This is a genomic window from Alsobacter sp. SYSU BS001988 (genome assembly GCF_054796215.1).
Genome location: NZ_JBTAMK010000001.1, coordinates 582632 through 600224, shown reverse-complemented (window position 1 = coordinate 600224; position 17593 = coordinate 582632). Strand labels below are relative to the sequence as shown.

The window sequence follows — 17593 nt, the reverse complement described above, 5'->3', positions numbered from 1 at the left end:
CGGGCACGTCCGCATTATATAGACCCCTCTGACGCGGCGCCAGACTGGGCCTTGGCTTTGTCCGGACCCGCTCCTGACACGCGCGCCCTTGTGTGGGAGCATGCGGCGGGAGGCCTGCATGAACCAGTCGCCGCCGTTTCGGGACGTGAACCTCTTCGAGGCGGACCGGCCGCTCCGCGACGCCGTGGCGAGGGCCGGGACCCCGCCTCGCCAGGTCGCCGAGCTGACGGCCTTCGGGGCCGCCTGGGGGTCGGGCGAAGTCGCCGACATGGGGCGGCAGGCGAACGAGAATCCGCCTCGGCTGCGCACCGTGGACCCGCGGGGCGAGCGCCTCGACGTCGTGGAGTTCCATCCGGCCTATCATGACCTGATGGCCCGCAGCATGACCGCGGGGCTGCACGCCTCGGGGTGGGACGCGGCGGCGTCGACGCCGGGCCACGGGCGCCCCGCGGCCAGCGGCCAGGCTCACCGCGCGGCGCGCTTCTACATGGCGTGCCAGGCCGAGGCTGGGCATCTGTGCCCGCTGACGATGACGCACGCCAGCGTCGCCGCGCTGTCGGCCGCGCCGGAGGCGCTGGCGCGATGGCTGCCCAGGATCGTGGGCAGGACCTATGACGGCGCGCTGCGGCCGTGGTGGGAGAAGGACGCCGTCACGCTCGGGATGGGCATGACCGAGCGCCAGGGCGGGACGGACGTCCGCGCCAACGTCACGGCTGCGCTCCCGGCGGGGGATCACTACCGCGTCAGCGGCCAGAAATGGTTCATGTCGGCGCCGATGTGCGACGCATTCCTCGCCCTGGCGCAGGCGCCGGGAGGGCTGACCTGCTTTCTCGTCCCGCGCTTCGAGCCCGACGGGCGGGTGAACGGCCTGCGCCTGCAGCGCCTGAAAGACAAGCTCGGCAACCGCTCGAACGCCTCCTCCGAGGCGGTGTTCGAGATGGCCTACGCCGAGCGCGTCGGCGACGAGGGGCAGGGCGTCCGCACCATCATCGGCATGGTGCAGCTCACCCGGCTGGACTGCGCGGTGGCCTCCGCGGGTCTGATGCGCATGGGGCTGGCGCACGCCGTCCATCACGCCCGCCACCGCACCGCCTTCCAGCGTCGCCTCGTCGACCAGCCGCTGATGCGGACGGTGCTGGCCGACATGGCGCTCGAGGTCGAGGCCGCCACGGCGCTGGCCCTGCGGCTCGCCCGCGCGCTGGACGCGGCGCCGACGGACCCGGCCGAGGCCGCTTTGGCCAGGCTGGCGATTCCGGCCGCCAAATACCTGATCTGCAAGCAGGCGCCGGACCTTCTCCAGGAGGCCATGGAGTGCCTGGGCGGCAACGGCTATGTGGAGGAGTTCCCGCTCGCCCGCGCCTATCGGGAGGCGCCGGTGAACGCGATCTGGGAGGGATCCGGGAACGTCATGGCGCTCGACGTCCTGCGCGCCGCCGCCCGTTCGCCGGACGCGGTCGCCGCCGTCCTCGAAGCCCTGGGGCGGCAGGCCGGCGAGGCCGGGCCCCGCATGGTCGAGGCCATCGTGTCCGACCTTCGCGCGCCCGACGCCGAGCGTCGCGCGCGGCGCATCACGGAGGCCATCGCCCGCCTGGCCGCGCTGGCGGCTTTGACCGAGGGAGACCCCGACGTCGCGGACGCCTATGCGGCGCGGCTGCGGGCCGGGACGGAGTTCGCCGCCTCGACATGGGGCGCCTCGGGCCCGCCGGACCACGCGGACGCGCTGCTGGCCCGCGTGCTGCCGGAGGCCTGACGGGTCACGCCGCCATCGGCAGCTCCCGCACCTTTTCGCGCGGCACGGCGAGCAGCGCGGAGGCCCACGCCGGGTCGGCCTGTTGGTCCGGCGGGCTCACCAGCAGGACGCGGTCGGCGCTGGCCGCCAGGGCGGCGTCGGTCGCTTCCGTGCCGGCCGGCGGGCCGTCGATGATGACGATGTCGAACTCCCCGACGACGCCGTCGAACCGGCGGCGCGCGCTCTCCGGGAGCCTCGCGGGACGGCCGTTCCGGGCCGTGTCCACGGGCAGGAAGAACACGCCCTGGGCCCAGTCGCCGTCCAGCGCGTGCACCGGGCGGTCGCGGCCGCCGATCCGCAGGAGGCCCGGCTGGCCGCCCAGCCCGAAGGCGAGCGACAGCGTCGGGTTTCGCCGATGGGCGTCGACCAGAAGGATGCGTCGCCAGTCCCTCGCCAGCGCGCGGGCCAAATTGGCCGCCAGGGTCGACTTGCCCGCCTGCGGGGCCAGCGACGTGACCAGCACCGTATAGGGCGCGCCGCCCTCCCGGCCCTCCGCGCGCGATTCCGCCAGCACGGCCTCCGCCATCGCGGCGACGGCCTGCGCATAGGCGCCCTCCGGCCGATCGCGCGCCTCGGTCAGGCTGGGCGCCTCGGCCGGGCCTGCGTCCGCCAAGCGTTCGGCGGAGAGATCCGCAGCCTCGGCCGACTCGTGCTGCATGGACCAGGCGTCGAACGCGTCGGGCGGATCCGCGTTCGGCTGAACGGCCGGCGCGCCGCCGAGCGGGCGGGCGTCCCTGTCGGCCGTCACCGTCACCGCATAGGCGGGAGCCGGAAGCGCGTCGCCGAGCTTGGGTGCCGCTCCGCTCGTGGCGAGATCCTGGACCTGATCCTGCAGGGGAGCTTCGGCGAGATCCGCCGCGTCCTCGCGTCGCTCGGCCCTGCGCCGCCGCGCGCGGAGCAGGCCGGCGCCGGCGCCGAGCAGCGCCCCGATCCCGGCGCCCGCGGCCAGGAACGCCGCGAGCGCCGCGGCCGGGACAGCGGTCGCCGGCGACGCGGGCGCGAGCAGCCGGACGCCCGCGGGAGCCTCCTGTTCGTCGGCCCCGGCCCGGGCGCGCAGCAACTTCTCGTAAGCCGCGCGGGTGGTCTCCGCCTCGGTCTCGAGGGCGCGCAGCTTGGCGGTACCGGCGTCGGTCGACGCGGAGGCCGAACTCGCCCGGCCGGCGGCGGCGGCCTCGGCGGCCTCGGCGGCCTGAAGCTCCGCCCGCGACGCCTCGACGGCGCGTTTCACCTCGTCCGCAAGCGCCCGGCGGGCGTCGCGGAGTTGCTGCTGGGCGTCCACCATCAACGGGTGGCGCGGCCCGAGCGTCTGGCGGTAGCCGGCCTCCACGCGGGTCGCCTCGGCGAGGCGCGCCTGCAGGCGATCCATGGCGGGCGTGCGGACCGCGTCCGAGCCGGCCTCCGCGCCCTGTCCGGCGGCGGCGCGCTGCGCCTGCTCGTGGCGTTGCCTGGCCTCGGCCACGCGGGCCTTCGCCTGCGCCAGATCCGCCTTCGGATCGGCCGCGAGACCGCCTTGCTGCCGGACCGCGATCAGCTTCGTCTCGGTTTCGTAGAGCCGCGTCTGCAGGGCGGCGAGGCGGGTCGCGTCCCGCTGGGCCGCAAGGCGGTTCGCCTCCGATCGCGCTTCCAGGCGCTCGGAGATGGACGCGCCGGCGACGGCGTTCGCCAGCAGGGCGGCCTTTTCGGGCGTCGACGCCCTCACGGAGAGCTGGATCAGGTCGGGCGCGCCGTCCCGGGCGAGGGACAGACGCTCCGACAGTCCGCGCACGGCGGCGGCGGCGCGGGCCTCGCCGGCCGGGCTGATCAGCCCGGCCGCGGCCAGGACGCCGTCGAGGGAGCCGAGCGGCGCCGGCATGAATTCAGCGTCCGTCGCGAGATTCTCCTGCGCGACGACGCGCGACAGCACCGCCGCCGAGGCGGCCAGCCGCATGTGGCTTTCCGCCAGCGACGGGTCGGCGGATGCACCCGCGCCGGTGATCTGCAGCGTCGCCGACGCGACCTGCAGGTCGCCCTGCAGGCGCCAGGCGAGGCCGCCCGCCATGGCGCCCAGCGCCATCCCGGCCGCCGCGAGCCAGAGAGCCCGCGCGCGGGGAGGGCCGGAACGGGCCGGAGCGGACCGGACGGGTCGCGACCGACCCGCGAATGCTTCGTTTCGCATCCTATGATTGTGCCCGTCAGGCATTGACGATTCGTTTACGTTACCCGGAGGTTACGATGGATCGGCGCCATGGGCCGGGCCCGTCTGGACGCTGGCGCGAGGCCGCGATTCCAGTATGGTGCGGCCCGTCGCCCGCCCAGCAGGAATGAAGCCGGCATGATTGTCGTATGCGGCGAAGCCTTGATTGACGTGTTCATCCGGCAGGACGGCGGCGCGCTCGGCGCTGAAGCCGTGGCCGGGGGATCGCCCTACAATGTCGCGCTCGGGCTCGCCCGGCTGGAATGCCCGGCGGCCTATTGGGGCGGGGTGTCGCGCGACGCCCTTGGGTCTTTCCTGCTGGACTCGATCGCTCGCGACGGCGTCGACGTCAGCCTCGTGCGTCGGGTGGCCAACCGGACGACGCTGAGCGTCGTCGCGACCGACGCGGAGGGCCATCCGGGCTACGCCTTCTACGGCGAAGACGGCGCCGACCGGGCGCTGGACCCCTCGGACCTGCCCGAGCTGCCCCCCGCCGCCGCCGCGATTGCGATCGGATCCTACGCCCTGGCGGTCGAGCCCGTCGCCACCGCCATCGAGGCCATGCTGGAGCGGGAGCGCGGGCGCCTCGTCGTCTCGCTCGATCCCAACCTGCGCCCGCGCGTCGTCGGGGACGTCGCCGCGTGGCGTCCGCGTTTCGAGCGCTTCGTGGCCGGCGCGGACATCGTGAAGGCCAGCACCGAGGATCTCGGACCGCTCTATGGCGAGGGCGCCGACATCGCCGCCGTCGCGCGCAACTGGCTGGCCCGCGGCCCGGCGCTGGTGGTGTTCACGCGCGGGCCGGACGGCGCCGTCGCCTTCGCCCGCAGCGGCGCGGTCGTCGACCGGCCCGGCCGCGTGGTGCCGGTGGTCGACACGGTGGGGGCGGGCGACACGTTCCACGCCGCTCTGCTGGCCTGGCTGGCGCGCGCCGGCCGCCTCGAGCGCGGGGCGCTGCGCGAGCTCGGCGATGACGAGATCGCCGCCGTCCTGGACGAAGCCGTCGCGGCCTCCGCCATCACCTGCTCGAGGCGGGGCGCGGACCTGCCGCGGCGGGCCGAGGTGGAGGCGCTGATGCGCCGCCAGCCCGCGCCCAGCGGCTGATCCGGCCCAGGCGGGCCGGCGGCGCTTGCGCGGGCCGGAGCGATCTGCGACACCGCCCCCAATGGCCGCTCCCCCTCTTCTCCTCCTGCAGGACATCGCCCTCACCTTCGGCGGCACGCCGCTGATCGAGAACGCGGAACTCTCCGTGTCGCCCGGCGAGCGGCTGTGCCTCGTGGGGCGCAACGGCTCGGGCAAGTCCACGCTGCTGAGGATCGCGGCCGGGCAGGTCGAGCCCGATAGGGGCAGCGTCTTCGTGCAGCCGGGCGCGACTGTGCGCTACCTGCCGCAGGAGCCGGATCTCGCCGGCTTCGCCACCACGCTGGCCTATGTGGAGGCCGGGCTCGGCCCCAGCGACGATCCCTACCGGGCCCGCTATCTGCTGGAGGAGCTGGGCCTGACTGGCGAGGAGGATCCTTCCAGGCTGTCGGGCGGCGAGGCCCGGCGCGCCGCCCTGGCCCGGGTGCTCGCGCCCGAGCCCGACATCCTGTTGCTCGACGAGCCGACCAACCATCTCGACCTGCCGGCCATCGAGTGGCTGGAGGCCGAGATCCGACGCATGCGCTCCGCGCTCGTCCTGATCAGCCACGACCGGCGCTTCCTGGAGACCCTGTCGCGCGCCACCGTCTGGCTGGACCGGGGACGGACCCGCCGCATGGACCGCGGCTTCGCCTTCTTCGAGGCGTGGCGCGACGAGACGCTCGAGCAGGAGGAGCAGGAGGCCCACAAGCTCGACCGGCGCATCGTCGCCGAGGAGCACTGGGTGCGCTACGGCGTCACCGCGCGCCGCAAGCGCAATGTCCGCCGCATGGCCGAGCTCGGCGCCTTGCGTCAGGAGCGCACCGACCGGCGCAAGGCCGCCGGCGCGGTGCGGCTCACGGTCAGCGAGGGCGACGTCTCGGGCAAGCTCGTCGTCGAGGCGCGCCGCGTCTCAAAGTCCTATGGCGACGAGATCATCGTCGAGGATTTCTCGATCCGCATCCTGCGCGGCGACCGCGTCGGGCTCATCGGGCCCAATGGCGCGGGCAAGACGACGCTGCTGAAACTGCTCACCGGCGCGCTGGCGCCCGACTCGGGCGCGATCCGCCTCGGCGCCAACCTGCAGATGATGACCCTGGAGCAGGGCCGCGACAGCCTCGATCCTGCCCTGGGGCTGGCGGAGACGCTGACGGGCGGACGCGGCGACACGCTCACCATCGGCGGGCAGTCCAAGCACGTCGTCAGCTACATGAAGGACTTCCTCTTCACTCCCGAGCAGGCGCGCACGCCCGTGGGCGTCCTGTCAGGCGGAGAGCGGGGACGCCTCACCCTGGCCCGGGCGCTGGCGCAGCCCTCCAACCTGCTGGTGCTGGACGAGCCCACCAACGACCTCGACCTGGAGACGCTGGACCTGCTGCAGGAGATGCTGGCGGACTATCCGGGCACGGTGCTGCTCGTCAGCCACGACCGCGACTTCCTCGACCGCGTCGTCACCTCCGTGATCGTCTCGGAAGGGCAGGGCCGTTGGCAGGAATACGCCGGCGGCTATTCGGACATGGTGGCCCAGCGCGGCCAGGGTGTCACCGCCAAGCCGACGCCGGCGCCCAGGCCCGAGACCGGCAAGGCGCGCGCGGACAAGCCAGTGGCCGGCCCGGCGCCCGAGCCCTCCCGCCGCAAGCTCACCTTCAAGGACAAGCACGCGCTGGAGACGCTGCCCCGCACCATGGAGACGCTGAGCGCCGAGATCGCGCGCCTGCAGGCCGCGATGGTGGATCCCACGCTCTATGCGCGCGACCCGGCCGGCTTCGCCCGCCTCTCGGCCGCCCTGGCCAAGGCGCAGGGCGATCTCTCCCACGCCGAGGAGGAGTGGCTGCGCCTCGAGATGATGCGGGAAGAACTCGAAGGCTGACGCCTCGATTTGCGGGACGCGACCCTGCGCGGCCCGGGCGCGGCGTCACCGCGCCAGCCAGCCGCCGTCCACGGGCAGCACGATCCCGTGCACATAGGCCGCCGCAGGCGAGCACAGGAAGACGGCCGCCCCGCCGATATCGTCCGGCTCGCCCCAGCGCCCGGCGGGGATGCGGGCGAGGATCTGCCCGCTGCGGTCCGGGTCGTTGCGCAACGCCTCGGTGTTGTTGGTGACGAAGTAGCCCGGCGCGATGGCGTTCACATTGACGCCCTTGCCGGCCCACTCGCAGGCGAGCAGCCGGGTCAGGCCGGCGAGCCCGCTCTTCGACGCCGTGTAGGACGGGATCCGGATGCCGCCCTGGAAGGACAGCAGCGAGGCGATGTTGACGATGCGCCCGCCGCCGTCGCGCGACAGCATGTGACGGGCGACGGCCTGCGACAGGAAGAAGGCGGACTTCAGGTTGACGTTCATGACGTCGTCCCAGTCCTGCTCGGTGAAGTCGATCGCGTCGGCCCGCCGGATGATCCCGGCGTTGTTCACCAGCGCGTCGATGCGGCCGCGCCACGCCAGGGTCTCCGCCACGATCCGCTCGATCGGCTCCAGCGAGCCGAGGTCGGCCGTGATCTCCAGGAAGGCCGCGCCGCTCTCCTCCACGAGGCTGCGCGTCTCCTCCATGGAGGAGCGCCCGACCGCCGCGATCGCCGCGCCGGCGCGGGCCAGCGCGACCGCGATGCCCTGGCCGAGGCCGGTGTTCGCTCCCGTGACGATGGCGGTCTGGCCGGAGAGGTCGAAGGCGTTCGGCATGGCGGACCTCAGCGCAGGTCGGACATGGAGACCATGTCCATGTCGGTGAAGTCCTGGTTGTCGCCCGCCATGGCCCAGATGAAGCCGTAGCTGGCGGTGCCGACGCCGGCATGGATCGACCAGCCGGGCGACAGGATGGCCTGCTCGTTCGCCACCACGAGATGGCGGGTCTCGTCGGGCTCGCCCATCATGTGGAAGACGCGCTGGTCCTGCGGGACGTCGAAATAGAGATAGGCCTCGGAGCGCCGGTCATGCGTGTGGCAGGGCATGGTGTTCCAGACGCTGCCCGGCGAGAACAGCGTCATGCCGGCCACGAGCTGGCAGGTAGGCAACACGTCGGGGTGGATGATCTGGTGGATGACCCGCTTGTTGGCCGAGGCTTCGGACCCGAGCGGCACCATGCGGGCCTCCGACAGGGCGATCTTGCGGGTCGGATGGGTGGCGTGCGCGGGCGCGCTCAGCAGGTAGAACTTGGCCGGCGCGGCCGGGTCGAGGCTCTCGAACGCGACCTCCGCGGCTCCCATGCCCACATAAAGCGAGTCGCGCGGGTCGAGGTCGAAGGCGCGCCCGTCGACGGTGACGCGGCCCGGCCCGCCGATATTGATCGCAGCCAGCTCGCGCCTGGCCAGGAAGGTCTTCTGCCCGATCGGCTTGGAGGTCTCCAGCCGCAGCGCGGCGCCGGTCGGCATGGCCCCGCCCAGGACGAAGCGGTCGACATGGCTGTAGGTGAGGGCGATCTCGCCCGGGACGAACACGCTCTCCACCAGGAAGTGGCGGCGCAGCTCCTCGGTGTCGTAGTAGCGCACCGCCTCCGGATGGCTGGCCTGGCGCACATCGATCTCGCTCATCGGATCCTCGTTCAACTCAACGGAATGGGTGGGGCCGGACGCTCGCGCCGGCCCAGGCCGGCCGGTCTATTCGACCGTGAAGCTCTTCGGGTCCCACGTCACCTTCGGATATTGCGGGTCCATCGCCTCGAGGGTCTCGCGCACGACGCCGGCGATCGCGGCGTTGCGCGCCCATTTGTGATCCGCCGGAATGACCCGCCAGGGCGCGTCGTCGGTCGAGCAGCGCTCCAGCATGGTCTCGTAGGCGTCCTGGTAGTCGTCCCAGAGCTTGCGGTCGTCGAGGTCGCCCGGGTTGAACTTCCAGTGCTTCTCGGGATCGTCCAGGCGCTCCTGCAGGCGTTCCCGCTGCTCCTTCTTGGAGATGTGCAGCATGAATTTCAGGATCGTGGTCCCGTTCTGCGTCAGGATGTTCTCGAAGGCGTTGATCTGGTCGTAGCGCTTGTCGATCTCCTTGCCGGGCGCGATCTTGCGCACCTTGACCACCAGCACGTCCTCGTAATGCGAGCGGTTGAAGATCCCGATCGTGCCGCGCCGGGGTGCGGCGAGGTGGGCCCGCCACAGGAAGTCGTGGGCGCGCTCCTCCTCGCTCGGCTGGCGGAACGCCGTCACGGTGACGCCCAGCGGCCCCGTCTGGTTGAAGACGCCCCGGATGGTCCCGTCCTTTCCGGCGGTGTCCATGCCCTGCAGGACCACCAGTAGCGAGCGCCGGCCTTCGGCGTAGAGCCGGTCCTGCAGCTTGTCGATCGCCACGATGTCCTCCGCCAGCTTGGTCCTGGCGTGCTCCTCGCTCTTGAACGACGACGTATCGGCCGGGTCCCTGTCGGCGAGCTTCGCCTTTTTGCCGGGCTTCACCTGAAACGAATTGGCCAAGGCGCTCTCCTGAAGGACGGGATGTCAGCTGTCATTGTGGACACGCCCGACCGGGCGGCAAGGCCCGGTCCGCGTGATCGGACCTTGCCGAAGGTCAGCCGCGCTGGCGCAGCCTGCGACGGCCGGTGCGGACGGGGGTCGGAGGGGCGGGCAGGTCGGCGGCGGCGATGCGGGCCGGGAGCTCGTCCATGACCGAGCGGCGTTCTGCCGCCGACATCGCGGCCCAGCGCGAGATCTCATCGATCGTGCGCCCGCATCCCACGCAGAGCGCCGCGGCGGGATCGATGACGCAGACCTGGACGCAGGGGCTCTCGGTGATCTCCATGACGCACTCCTAAGCAGGAAACGGCCTGAAGGGAACCGCGATCCCGTCGCCCGGCGCTCCGGGCGCGACAAAATCGACCGCCCGGGCCGGAGTTCGGCAACCTCGGGCGGCTCTACTCCGTTGAGGCTGCCTTGGCGGGCCGTCGCCCGCCGCCGGATACTTTCGATGCGCTTCTCCTCGTTGACGACCTCCCGCCCGAGCCGCCGCGCATGAGCGCCGCCGAGATCCCCGTCGGGGCGGCGAATGACGACGCCTTCGCAGCGCCGCAACACCCCGCCGCCCTGGCTTTGGCGCTGCTGGACGAGGCCGCCCGGCGGCCCGGCGGCCTGGTCTACGTCGCCGGCGGCGAGCGGCGGGCGGAGGAAATCGCGGCGCTCGCCGCCCGGCTCGCGCCGGAACGCCCGGTCCTGCACTGGCCCGCCTGGGACAGCCTCCCCTTCGACCTCGCGCCTCCGTCGGCCGGAGTCATGGGACGCCGCGCCGCCGCGATGGCGCGGATCGCCGAGGGCATGGACCATCCCCTGATCGTCACGTCGGCCGACGCGCTTCTGCAAAGGACGCCGCCCCCCGCGGCCTGGAGCGGCGCGCGGCTGACCCTCCGGACAGGCGAGGCCATCGACCCGCAGGCCCTGACGGGCGAGCTCGCCGGGCGGGGGTACTGGCTGGACGAACGGATCGACGAGCCCGGCGAGATGGGCGTGCGCGGCGGCGTGATCGACATCTTTCCCGCCGACGCGGACGCGCCGGTGCGGCTGGACCACGAGGACGGGCGCATCCTGGAGATCCGCCGTTTCGACGCCGTGTCCCAGCGCACCCTCGACGCCCTGCAGGCGGTGACGATCGTTCCCGCCACCGAGGACTTCCAACGCCCGGACCAGGCGACCGAGGTCGGGGCCGGCCCCGCCGCCGCCCGCGCCTCGATGGCCGAGCGGGTCGTGACGGCGCATGCCGACCTCGCCGCGCCCGCAGACCTCTTCGGCGCCGCCGCGCTGGCGCTGTCAGGCGACGCCGACCGCCAGGCCCGGCGCTTCCTCGAGCTGGTCGCCGACGGCCAGGCCAGGGGCGGAGCTTCGCTCTATCTGGGAGAGGCCGACTGGGACGCCCTCGCGAGCCGCCCCGGCGCGATGACGGAGAGCCCGGCGCAGGGCGACTCCGCCGTCGCATCCTTCGCCACCCAGCGGCTGCCCGCCGAGAGCGCGGGCCGCTTCCTCCGCAAGGAGCGCGACGCGGGCCGCACGATCGTCCTCGCCGCCCCGACGCGCCCCTGGCTGCGGCGCCTTCGGCGCCTGGCCGAGCAGGCCCTCGACGCGGGTGCGGTCGCGGCCGAGAGCTGGGCCGATGTCCGCGCCGCGCAGCCTGGCTCGCTAGTTACGCTGCTGCTGCCCATCGACGCCGGTTTCCGCGCGCCCGAGGGCGTGACGGCGCTGGCGGCCGGCGACGTCTTCGGCAGCCGCGCCAGGGCCGGCGCGCAGGCGAGCGCGGCCGCGTCGGTGCTGGCCGGACCTGACCTGCGCTGCGGCGACGTGGTGGTTCACCGCGATCACGGCCTCGCCGTGCTGGAGGACGTCGAGACCGTCGAGACGCCGGACGCCGGCGCGACCGAGACCATCCGTCTGCGCTTCGCCGGCGACGAGGTGCTGATGGTCCCCGCCGACGAGGCGGACCGGCTCTGGCGGTACGGCTCGGAGCCCGACACCGTCACGCTCGACAGGCTCGGCGGCTCGGCCTGGGAGAAGCGCCGGGCCGAGATCGAGGCCGAGATCGCCGACGCGGCCGAGCGCCTGGCCCGGCTGGCGCGCGAGCGCGACGGCCGGACGGCGGCCGTTCTCGCGCCGCCGCAGGCCGCTTATGAGCGCTTCGCGGCCCGGTTTCCGTTCGGCGAGACGCCCGACCAGTCCCGCGCCATCGCGGACGCCCTGGCGGACCTCGCCTCCGGCAAGCCCATGGACCGGCTGGTCTGCGGCGACGTCGGTTTCGGCAAGACCGAGGTGGCGTTGCGGGCGGCGGCCGCCGCCGCCCTGGCGGGCAAGCAGGTGGCGGTCGCGGCCCCCACCACCGTCCTGGCGCGCCAGCATTACGACACTTTCCGCAAACGCTTCGCCGGCCTGGGGGTGGAGGTGGCGGCGCTGTCGCGCTTCGTGTCCGCCGCCGACGCCAGGGCGGTCAAGGCGGGGCTGGCGGACGGCTCGATCCGCATCGCGATCGGCACCCACGCGCTGGCCGCCAAGGATGTCCGCTTCGCCGATCTAGGCCTCCTCATCATCGACGAGGAGCAACGCTTCGGCGCGCGCCACAAGCAGGCGCTGGCCGCGCTCGGGGTCGACGCCCATGTGATGACGCTCACCGCCACCCCCATTCCGCGCACCCTGCAGGCCGCCATGGCGGGGCTTCGCTCCCTCAGCGTCATCGCGACCCCTCCCGCGGCGCGCGTGCCGGTGCGGGCGGTGATCCAGCCCTTCGACGACGTGCTGGTCCGCGACGCCCTGCTGCGGGAGCGCCGCCGAGGCGGGCAGAGCTTCGTGGTCTGCCCGCGGGTGGAGGACATCGAGCCGATGCGCGCGCGACTCGCCGCGCTCTGGCCGGAGGCGAAGCTCCTCGTCGCGCATGGCCGCATGAAGCCCGCCGACATCGACGACGCCCTGATCCGCTTCGCGGACGGCGACGGGGACGTGCTTCTCGCCACCAACATCGTCGAGAGCGGCCTCGACATCCCCAACGCCAACACCATGGTGGTCTGGCGGCCGGACCGCTTCGGCCTGGCCCAACTCCACCAGCTGCGCGGCCGGGTGGGGAGGGGCCGCCGCCGCGGCGTCTTCATCCTCGCCGCGGACCCGGCCGCCGCGCTGAGCGCGGCCGCGCGCAAGCGGCTGGAGACGCTCGCCGCCCTGGACCGGCTGGGCGCCGGCTTCGCCATCAGCGCCCGCGACCTCGACCAGCGCGGCGCGGGCGACCTGCTCGGCGAGGACCAGAGCGGACACATGAAGCTGATCGGTCCGGCGCTCTACCAGGACATGCTGGAGCGCGCCATCGCGGCGGCCCGCGGCGAGTCCGTCCCGGAGGACTGGACGCCCGAGCTGCGCATGGCGGAGGCGGGCGTCATCCCGGCCTCCTACATCCCTGAGGCCGATGTGCGGCTGGAGCTCTATGTGCGCTTCGCCCGGGCGCGCTCGGCGCTGGAGATCGAGCAACTGGCCGAGGAGATCGAGGACCGCTTCGGCGAGCCCCCGGAGCCGGTGGTCCAGCTGATCGACCGCGCCAGCATCGCGATGAGCTGCCGCGCCCTGGACGTGGCTCGGCTCGACGTCGGCCCGAACGCCGTCGCGGCCACCTTCCGCGGCGACGGACAGGATCCCCCGCCTTGGCTGGCGGGTTTCGTCGAGCGCGCGGGCGCGGCGGGCCTCGCCTGGAAGGACGGGCGGCTGGTCTGGGCCAAGCCCTCGCCGGACCGCGCCGCGGAAAGGGCCCACGCCCGCAAGCTGCTGGAGCGTCTGGCCGACGTGCAGTCCGCCAACGCCTGAGGCTCGCGGTCCCCCGGTTCAGCGCCCGCCGGTGACGTTGTAGACGGCGCCGGTCACGTAGGAGGCCTCCTCGGAGAGGAGGAACAGGATCACCTTGGCGACCTCCTCGGCCGTTCCGGCGCGGCGCATCGGCACGGTCGAGGCCAGCTTGTCGAGGCGTCCCGTCAGGCCGGCGGAGTCGTGGATCTCCGTCTCGATCAGGCCGGGCGCGACGGCGTTCACCCGAATGCCGTCGGGGCCGAGCTCCTTGCCCAGGCCGAGCGTGAAGCTGTCGATGGCGGCCTTGGAGGCCGCATACCAGACGAAGGTGTCGGGCGAGCCCAACCACACCGCGGCTGACGACAGGTTGACGATGGCGCCGCCGCGCCCGCCGTGGCGCGGCGCCATCCGGCGCACGGCCTCGCGGGCGACCAGCATCGCGCCGGTGACGTTGACGTCGATCACGCGCCGGATCTCGGCCGGGTCTGCGTCGTCGAGGCGGCTCGCCTGGCCGGTGATCCCCGCATTGTTCACCAGCGCGTCGATGCGGCCCATGCGCTCGTCGACCTCGCGGAACACGCGCGCGATGTCGGCGTCCGCCGCCATGTCGCCCTGGAACACGTCCGCCCTTGCGCCGGCGGCCCGGCACGCCTCGGCCGTGGCGTCCGCCGCGGCCCGGTTGCCCGCATAGTTGACGGCGACGTCATAGCCGGCGGCGGCGGCGAGGCGGCACACGGCGGCGCCGATGCCCCGGCCGCCGCCGGTCACGAGAAGGAGCGGTCGTGTTGTCATGCTGGATCCGATCTGTCGTCTCGCGGTCGCTCAGCTCTTCACGGCGCCGGCCGTCAGGCCGCCCACCATGTATTTCTTGAAGGCGTAGTACATCGCGGCCGGCGGCATGGCGTAGATCAGGCCCGTGGTCATCAACAGCTCCCAGGGCGAATCGTCCGCCGCCAGGAAGTTGCCGAGCGCGACCGGCAGCGTGATGCTGGTGTCTTTGGAGAGCAGCAGGAACGCGTAGAGATACTCGTTCCAGGCCAGCAGCACCGCATAGGTGCCGACCGCCACCAGCGACGGCAGCATCAGCGGAATGTAGACGAGCCGGAACAGCTGCATCGGGGTCGCGCCGTCCATGATGGCGGCTTCGTCGAGCTCGGCCGGCAGCTTGTCGGAGGCCTGCTTCAGCACCCAGATCGCGTAGGGCGACGCGATGGTCACCATGGCCAGGATGAGCGCCCACTGGCTGTTCAGCAGGCCGTAGAGCCCCATCGTGCGGTACATCGGCACGGCCAGGAAGGCGGCGGGGATGAAATAGGTGAACAGCGCCATGTTCAGCACGGTCCGGCCGCCCTTCACCTTCAGGCGCGAGATCGAGAAGGCCGCGAAGGTGGCGATGAACAGCGTCAGCGCGCCGGTGGCGAGCGCGATGAACACCGAGTTGAACAGCTGCTGCCAGAACAGGTGCAGGAAGTAGTGCTTCTGCCCGAAGACCACCTCGAAATTGCGCAAGGTCGGGTTCTTCGGCCACAGCGCGCCCGAGAAGGCCGACTGCTTGTCCGAGAAGGCGAACAGGCACAGGTGGTAGATCGGCAGCATCGTCCAGATCAGCACCGGGATGCCGATCAGCAGCAGCTTGGCTTCCGTGCCGGCCGAGCGGAGGAGGGACTTGTTCACGGGCGCAGCCTTACTTCGAGAGACGCTTCATCATCACAAAGACGAGCGGCAGGATGATCGGCAGGGCGCACACGATGGTGGCCATCGACAGGTCGACCTGGTCCAGCCGCAGATAGCGGATGCCGAGCGTGGCCAGGACGTGGGTGAGGTCGGCCGGCCCGCCGCCGGTGAGCAGGTAGACGCTGTTGAAGTCGCCCAGCGTCCAGATCATCGAGAGGATCGTGCAGGTCAGGTAGAGCTGCTGCATCGACGGCCAGGTGACGAAGCGGAACTTCTGCCAGTTGTTGGCCCCGTCGACCGACGCGGCCTCGTAGAGGTCGGCCGAAATCGCCAGCCGCCCGGCCAGCAGGATCAGGGTCCAGAACGGCAGCGACTTCCAGATATGGACCAGGATGGCCAGGAAGAGCGCGAGCTGCGGGTCGTTCAGCCAGTTCGGACCGTCCTCGCCGGTGAAGCGGAAGATCAGCTGGTTGATGACGCCCCATTCGGGGTTGAGCATGAACCGGACCGACAGGATGGTCGGAATCGACGGCACCGCCCAGGGCAGGATGAAGATGACGGAGAGCGCCTTCACCCACTTGCGCTCGTTCATGAAGAAGCCGGACAGCGTCAGCGCCACCACCATCTTCAGGTTGATGCCGATGATCAGGAAGGCGAGCGTGTTGAAGATCGACCGGATGAAGATCGGGTCGTTGAAGAGGTGGACGTAGCTCTCCGGCTTGTGGGCCAGCCAAAACGCGTAGAACACCGGGTAGACGACGAACAGCGCGAAGATCAGCAGATAGGGCGCCACCATCAGCGTGCCCCAGAACTGCCAGGCGGTCATGCCTTGCTTCTCGGGGGCGACGACGCCGGCATGCGGGTCGGTAAGGCTTGCGGTGGTCATCGTGGGGGCCCTTATGGAGCCGGTGGTCGCCCGGCCCGGGCGACCACCGTGAAGTGTTCTTGTTCCGTCGGCCGGGAGCCCGGCCGAGCGGATGCTCAATGCCCCTCATCCTGAGGAGCCCTGCGCAGCAGGGCGTCTCGAAGCACGAGGGGTCCAGATCGCCAGACTGGCGCAGCCTCCTGGAGTCCCTCGTCCTTCGAGACGCATCGCCCAGGGGCGATGCTCCTCAGGACGAAGGGTATCTGGCGTCTCGCCGGGCTTCCAGAAACGAGGGGTCCTGAAAGCCCGGCCTTCGTCGGCTCAGCTGCCGGCCACTTCCTTGATGCGGGCGATCAGCTCGTCGGTGGCCTTCTCGACCGGCACCTTCTCGCTGACGATGCGGTTGGCGGCCTTGGCCCAGACGTTCTCGTTGTTCAGGATCGTGAACTTGTAGTTCTTGGTGAACTCGAACGTCACGGTCCCGGCCTTGTACTGGTTATAGACCGACTTGCGATGCGGGTCCGCCTGCCAGAACGGGCTCTCCTGTCCGGCCTTGGTCACCGAGAACCAGCGGCCGAGAGCGCCTTCCACGTAGGGCTTCAGGTTCTCTTCCTGCAGCAGGAACGCGACGAACTCCTTGGCGCGCTGCTTCTGCTTGGCCTGCTCGAACACCACGCCCACCTTCACGGCGGTGCGGTACTGCATCGGGGCGCCGTCCGGCTTGTTGGGGAAGCCGGCGGTGCGGATCAGGCTGTCGTAGTTCTTCTTCGCCTGGTCCCGCTGCTCCTGGTTCAGCGTCGGGTTGTTGGCGTCGTCGAGCCACTTGGCGGCGATCGAGATGGTGGCGTTGTGGGTCAGCACCGTCGTCTTGTTGTGGAAGGCGACGTTGTTGTCCGGGTCCTTCCAGGACGTGGCGGAGGGCGGCACGCAGCCCTTGACGTAGGGCTCGGTGTAGTCGGCCAGGGCGCCCATGAGGCCCTTTTTCACGTTCGGATCGTCGAGCAGGAGCTTGCCCTTGTCGTCGACGAGCTTGACGTTGTACGCGTCCATGAAGGTCAGGAACGAGTAGAAGCTGTCCGACGAATCCACGCCGAGCGGCTGGCCGATGCCATAGGCGCGGCTGCCGGAGGCCTTGCGGTAGCCGGGCTGCACCTTGTCGCACCAGAAGGACCAGTAGCCCTTCCAGTCCTTCGGAATGTCGCTCTCCTTGAAGCCGGCCTGCTCGAGCATGTCGATCCAGTACTCGATATGCATCGTCTGCTGCTTGAGCGGGAAGGCGTAATAGGCCTGCTTCTTGGCCTTGTCGTTGTACAGATAAGTCGTCTCGACCGTGTTGGGCGCGAACTGGCCCTTCAGGGGCTCGATGACGCTCGAGATGTCCTCGAGGCGGCCCTCATAGGCCCACTTGGCGGCGACCTGGAAGTCGTACACGTCCGCATAGGCGACGTCCGGCGGGCTGCCGGCGTCCAGCGCCGAGACCGTCTTCGGGATCATGTCCTGCACGGCGTACTGGGACAGATCGACCTTCACGCCGGTCTTGGCCTCGTACTTCTTGATGGCTTCGAAGAGCGCGTCGTCCTCGGCCTTGTAGAAGCCCTTCACCCACCATACGGTGAGCTTCTCCTGGGCGAGCGCCTGCCCGCCCGCCAGGATGGCGAAAGACGCGGCTGCCCCCACGATCAGTTTCTTCATCGTTTTCCTCCCAAAGGGTCCCTGGCTTGGCGCCTGGATCGTTGCCGTCGACGGGCCCTGACGTGGCCAC

At 71.6% G+C, this 17593-nt stretch carries 13 protein-coding genes; 4 read left to right on the top strand and 9 right to left on the bottom strand.

Translation table 11 applies throughout. The features are described 5' to 3' along the window. Window positions 1–118 precede the first annotated feature (118 nt). On the top strand, window positions 119–1750 hold the full coding sequence (locus ACYVO7_RS02645) for an acyl-CoA dehydrogenase family protein (protein WP_460448283.1): 1632 nt from the start codon (window positions 119–121) through the stop codon (window positions 1748–1750). A gap of 4 nt (window positions 1751–1754) precedes the next feature. Here ACYVO7_RS02645 and ACYVO7_RS02640 read toward each other — a convergent pair whose 3' ends face one another. Further along, the gene (locus ACYVO7_RS02640) at window positions 1755–3842 is read right to left on the bottom strand and encodes a hypothetical protein (protein WP_460448282.1); all 2088 of its coding nucleotides are present in this window, start codon (window positions 3840–3842) and stop codon (window positions 1755–1757) included. 258 nt (window positions 3843–4100) lie between these two features. Between ACYVO7_RS02640 and ACYVO7_RS02635 the strand changes: the two genes are divergently transcribed. Together ACYVO7_RS02635 and ACYVO7_RS02630 are read left to right on the top strand one after the other, a co-directional pair. Continuing rightward, the gene (locus ACYVO7_RS02635; RefSeq protein ID WP_460448281.1) at window positions 4101–5063 is read left to right on the top strand and encodes a carbohydrate kinase family protein; all 963 of its coding nucleotides are present in this window, start codon (window positions 4101–4103) and stop codon (window positions 5061–5063) included. A gap of 61 nt (window positions 5064–5124) precedes the next feature. Next, complete coding sequence (locus ACYVO7_RS02630) at window positions 5125–6948, top strand: ABC-F family ATP-binding cassette domain-containing protein (protein ID WP_460448280.1); 1824 nt, start codon at window positions 5125–5127, stop codon at window positions 6946–6948. A gap of 45 nt (window positions 6949–6993) precedes the next feature. On the opposite strand, the gene kduD is transcribed toward ACYVO7_RS02630, so the two are convergent. The 4 genes from kduD to ACYVO7_RS02610 form a co-directional block, all read right to left on the bottom strand. After that, entirely contained in the window at window positions 6994–7752 is a 759-nt protein-coding gene (gene kduD, locus ACYVO7_RS02625; RefSeq protein WP_460448279.1) for a 2-dehydro-3-deoxy-D-gluconate 5-dehydrogenase KduD, read from the bottom strand. 8 nt (window positions 7753–7760) lie between these two features. Next, window positions 7761–8600, bottom strand: coding sequence for a 5-dehydro-4-deoxy-D-glucuronate isomerase (kduI, locus tag ACYVO7_RS02620; protein WP_460448278.1), 840 nt, complete (start codon window positions 8598–8600; stop codon window positions 7761–7763). 66 nt (window positions 8601–8666) lie between these two features. Next, complete coding sequence (locus ACYVO7_RS02615; RefSeq protein WP_460448277.1) at window positions 8667–9470, bottom strand: polyphosphate kinase 2 family protein; 804 nt, start codon at window positions 9468–9470, stop codon at window positions 8667–8669. 94 nt (window positions 9471–9564) lie between these two features. Then, a complete protein-coding gene (locus ACYVO7_RS02610; RefSeq protein WP_460448276.1) occupies window positions 9565–9795 on the bottom strand; it encodes a DUF1289 domain-containing protein in 231 nt (76 codons plus the stop codon). A 209-nt stretch (window positions 9796–10004) separates the two neighbouring features. Here ACYVO7_RS02610 and ACYVO7_RS02605 point away from each other — a divergent pair, with 209 nt between their 5' ends. Next, entirely contained in the window at window positions 10005–13313 is a 3309-nt protein-coding gene (locus ACYVO7_RS02605; RefSeq protein WP_460448275.1) for a DEAD/DEAH box helicase, read from the top strand. 18 nt (window positions 13314–13331) lie between these two features. On the opposite strand, the gene ACYVO7_RS02600 is transcribed toward ACYVO7_RS02605, so the two are convergent. From ACYVO7_RS02600 to ACYVO7_RS02585, 4 genes are all read right to left on the bottom strand, one after another. Next, window positions 13332–14084, bottom strand: coding sequence for an SDR family oxidoreductase (locus ACYVO7_RS02600; protein ID WP_460448274.1), 753 nt, complete (start codon window positions 14082–14084; stop codon window positions 13332–13334). Between the two features lie 30 nt (window positions 14085–14114). After that, window positions 14115–14966 carry a carbohydrate ABC transporter permease gene (locus ACYVO7_RS02595; RefSeq protein ID WP_460448273.1) on the bottom strand — a complete coding sequence of 284 codons (852 nt, stop codon included), beginning with the start codon at window positions 14964–14966 and terminating at the stop codon, window positions 14115–14117. A 10-nt stretch (window positions 14967–14976) separates the two neighbouring features. Beyond that, window positions 14977–15792, bottom strand: a complete 816-nt coding sequence (locus tag ACYVO7_RS02590) for a carbohydrate ABC transporter permease (protein ID WP_460448546.1) — start codon at window positions 15790–15792, stop codon at window positions 14977–14979. A gap of 360 nt (window positions 15793–16152) precedes the next feature. Beyond that, the gene (locus ACYVO7_RS02585) at window positions 16153–17523 is read right to left on the bottom strand and encodes an ABC transporter substrate-binding protein (protein ID WP_460448272.1); all 1371 of its coding nucleotides are present in this window, start codon (window positions 17521–17523) and stop codon (window positions 16153–16155) included. Window positions 17524–17593 lie beyond the last annotated feature (70 nt).

Excerpts from the sequence above, each read along its gene's own strand:
- ACYVO7_RS02645 (WP_460448283.1), top strand. The coding sequence starts at position 119 with ATGAACCAGTCGCCGCCGTTTCGGGACGTGAACCTCTTCGAGGCGGAC.
- ACYVO7_RS02640 (WP_460448282.1), bottom strand. The coding sequence starts at position 3,842 with ATGGCGCTGGGCGCCATGGCGGGCGGCCTCGCCTGGCGCCTGCAGGGC.
- ACYVO7_RS02635 (WP_460448281.1), top strand. The coding sequence starts at position 4,101 with ATGATTGTCGTATGCGGCGAAGCCTTGATTGACGTGTTCATCCGGCAG.
- ACYVO7_RS02630 (WP_460448280.1), top strand. The coding sequence starts at position 5,125 with ATGGCCGCTCCCCCTCTTCTCCTCCTGCAGGACATCGCCCTCACCTTC.
- kduD (WP_460448279.1), bottom strand. The coding sequence starts at position 7,752 with ATGCCGAACGCCTTCGACCTCTCCGGCCAGACCGCCATCGTCACGGGA.
- kduI (WP_460448278.1), bottom strand. The coding sequence starts at position 8,600 with ATGAGCGAGATCGATGTGCGCCAGGCCAGCCATCCGGAGGCGGTGCGC.
- ACYVO7_RS02610 (WP_460448276.1), bottom strand. The coding sequence starts at position 9,795 with ATGGAGATCACCGAGAGCCCCTGCGTCCAGGTCTGCGTCATCGATCCC.
- ACYVO7_RS02605 (WP_460448275.1), top strand. The coding sequence starts at position 10,005 with ATGAGCGCCGCCGAGATCCCCGTCGGGGCGGCGAATGACGACGCCTTC.
- ACYVO7_RS02600 (WP_460448274.1), bottom strand. The coding sequence starts at position 14,084 with ATGACAACACGACCGCTCCTTCTCGTGACCGGCGGCGGCCGGGGCATC.
- ACYVO7_RS02590 (WP_460448546.1), bottom strand. The coding sequence starts at position 15,792 with ATGACCGCCTGGCAGTTCTGGGGCACGCTGATGGTGGCGCCCTATCTG.
- ACYVO7_RS02585 (WP_460448272.1), bottom strand. The coding sequence starts at position 17,523 with ATGAAGAAACTGATCGTGGGGGCAGCCGCGTCTTTCGCCATCCTGGCG.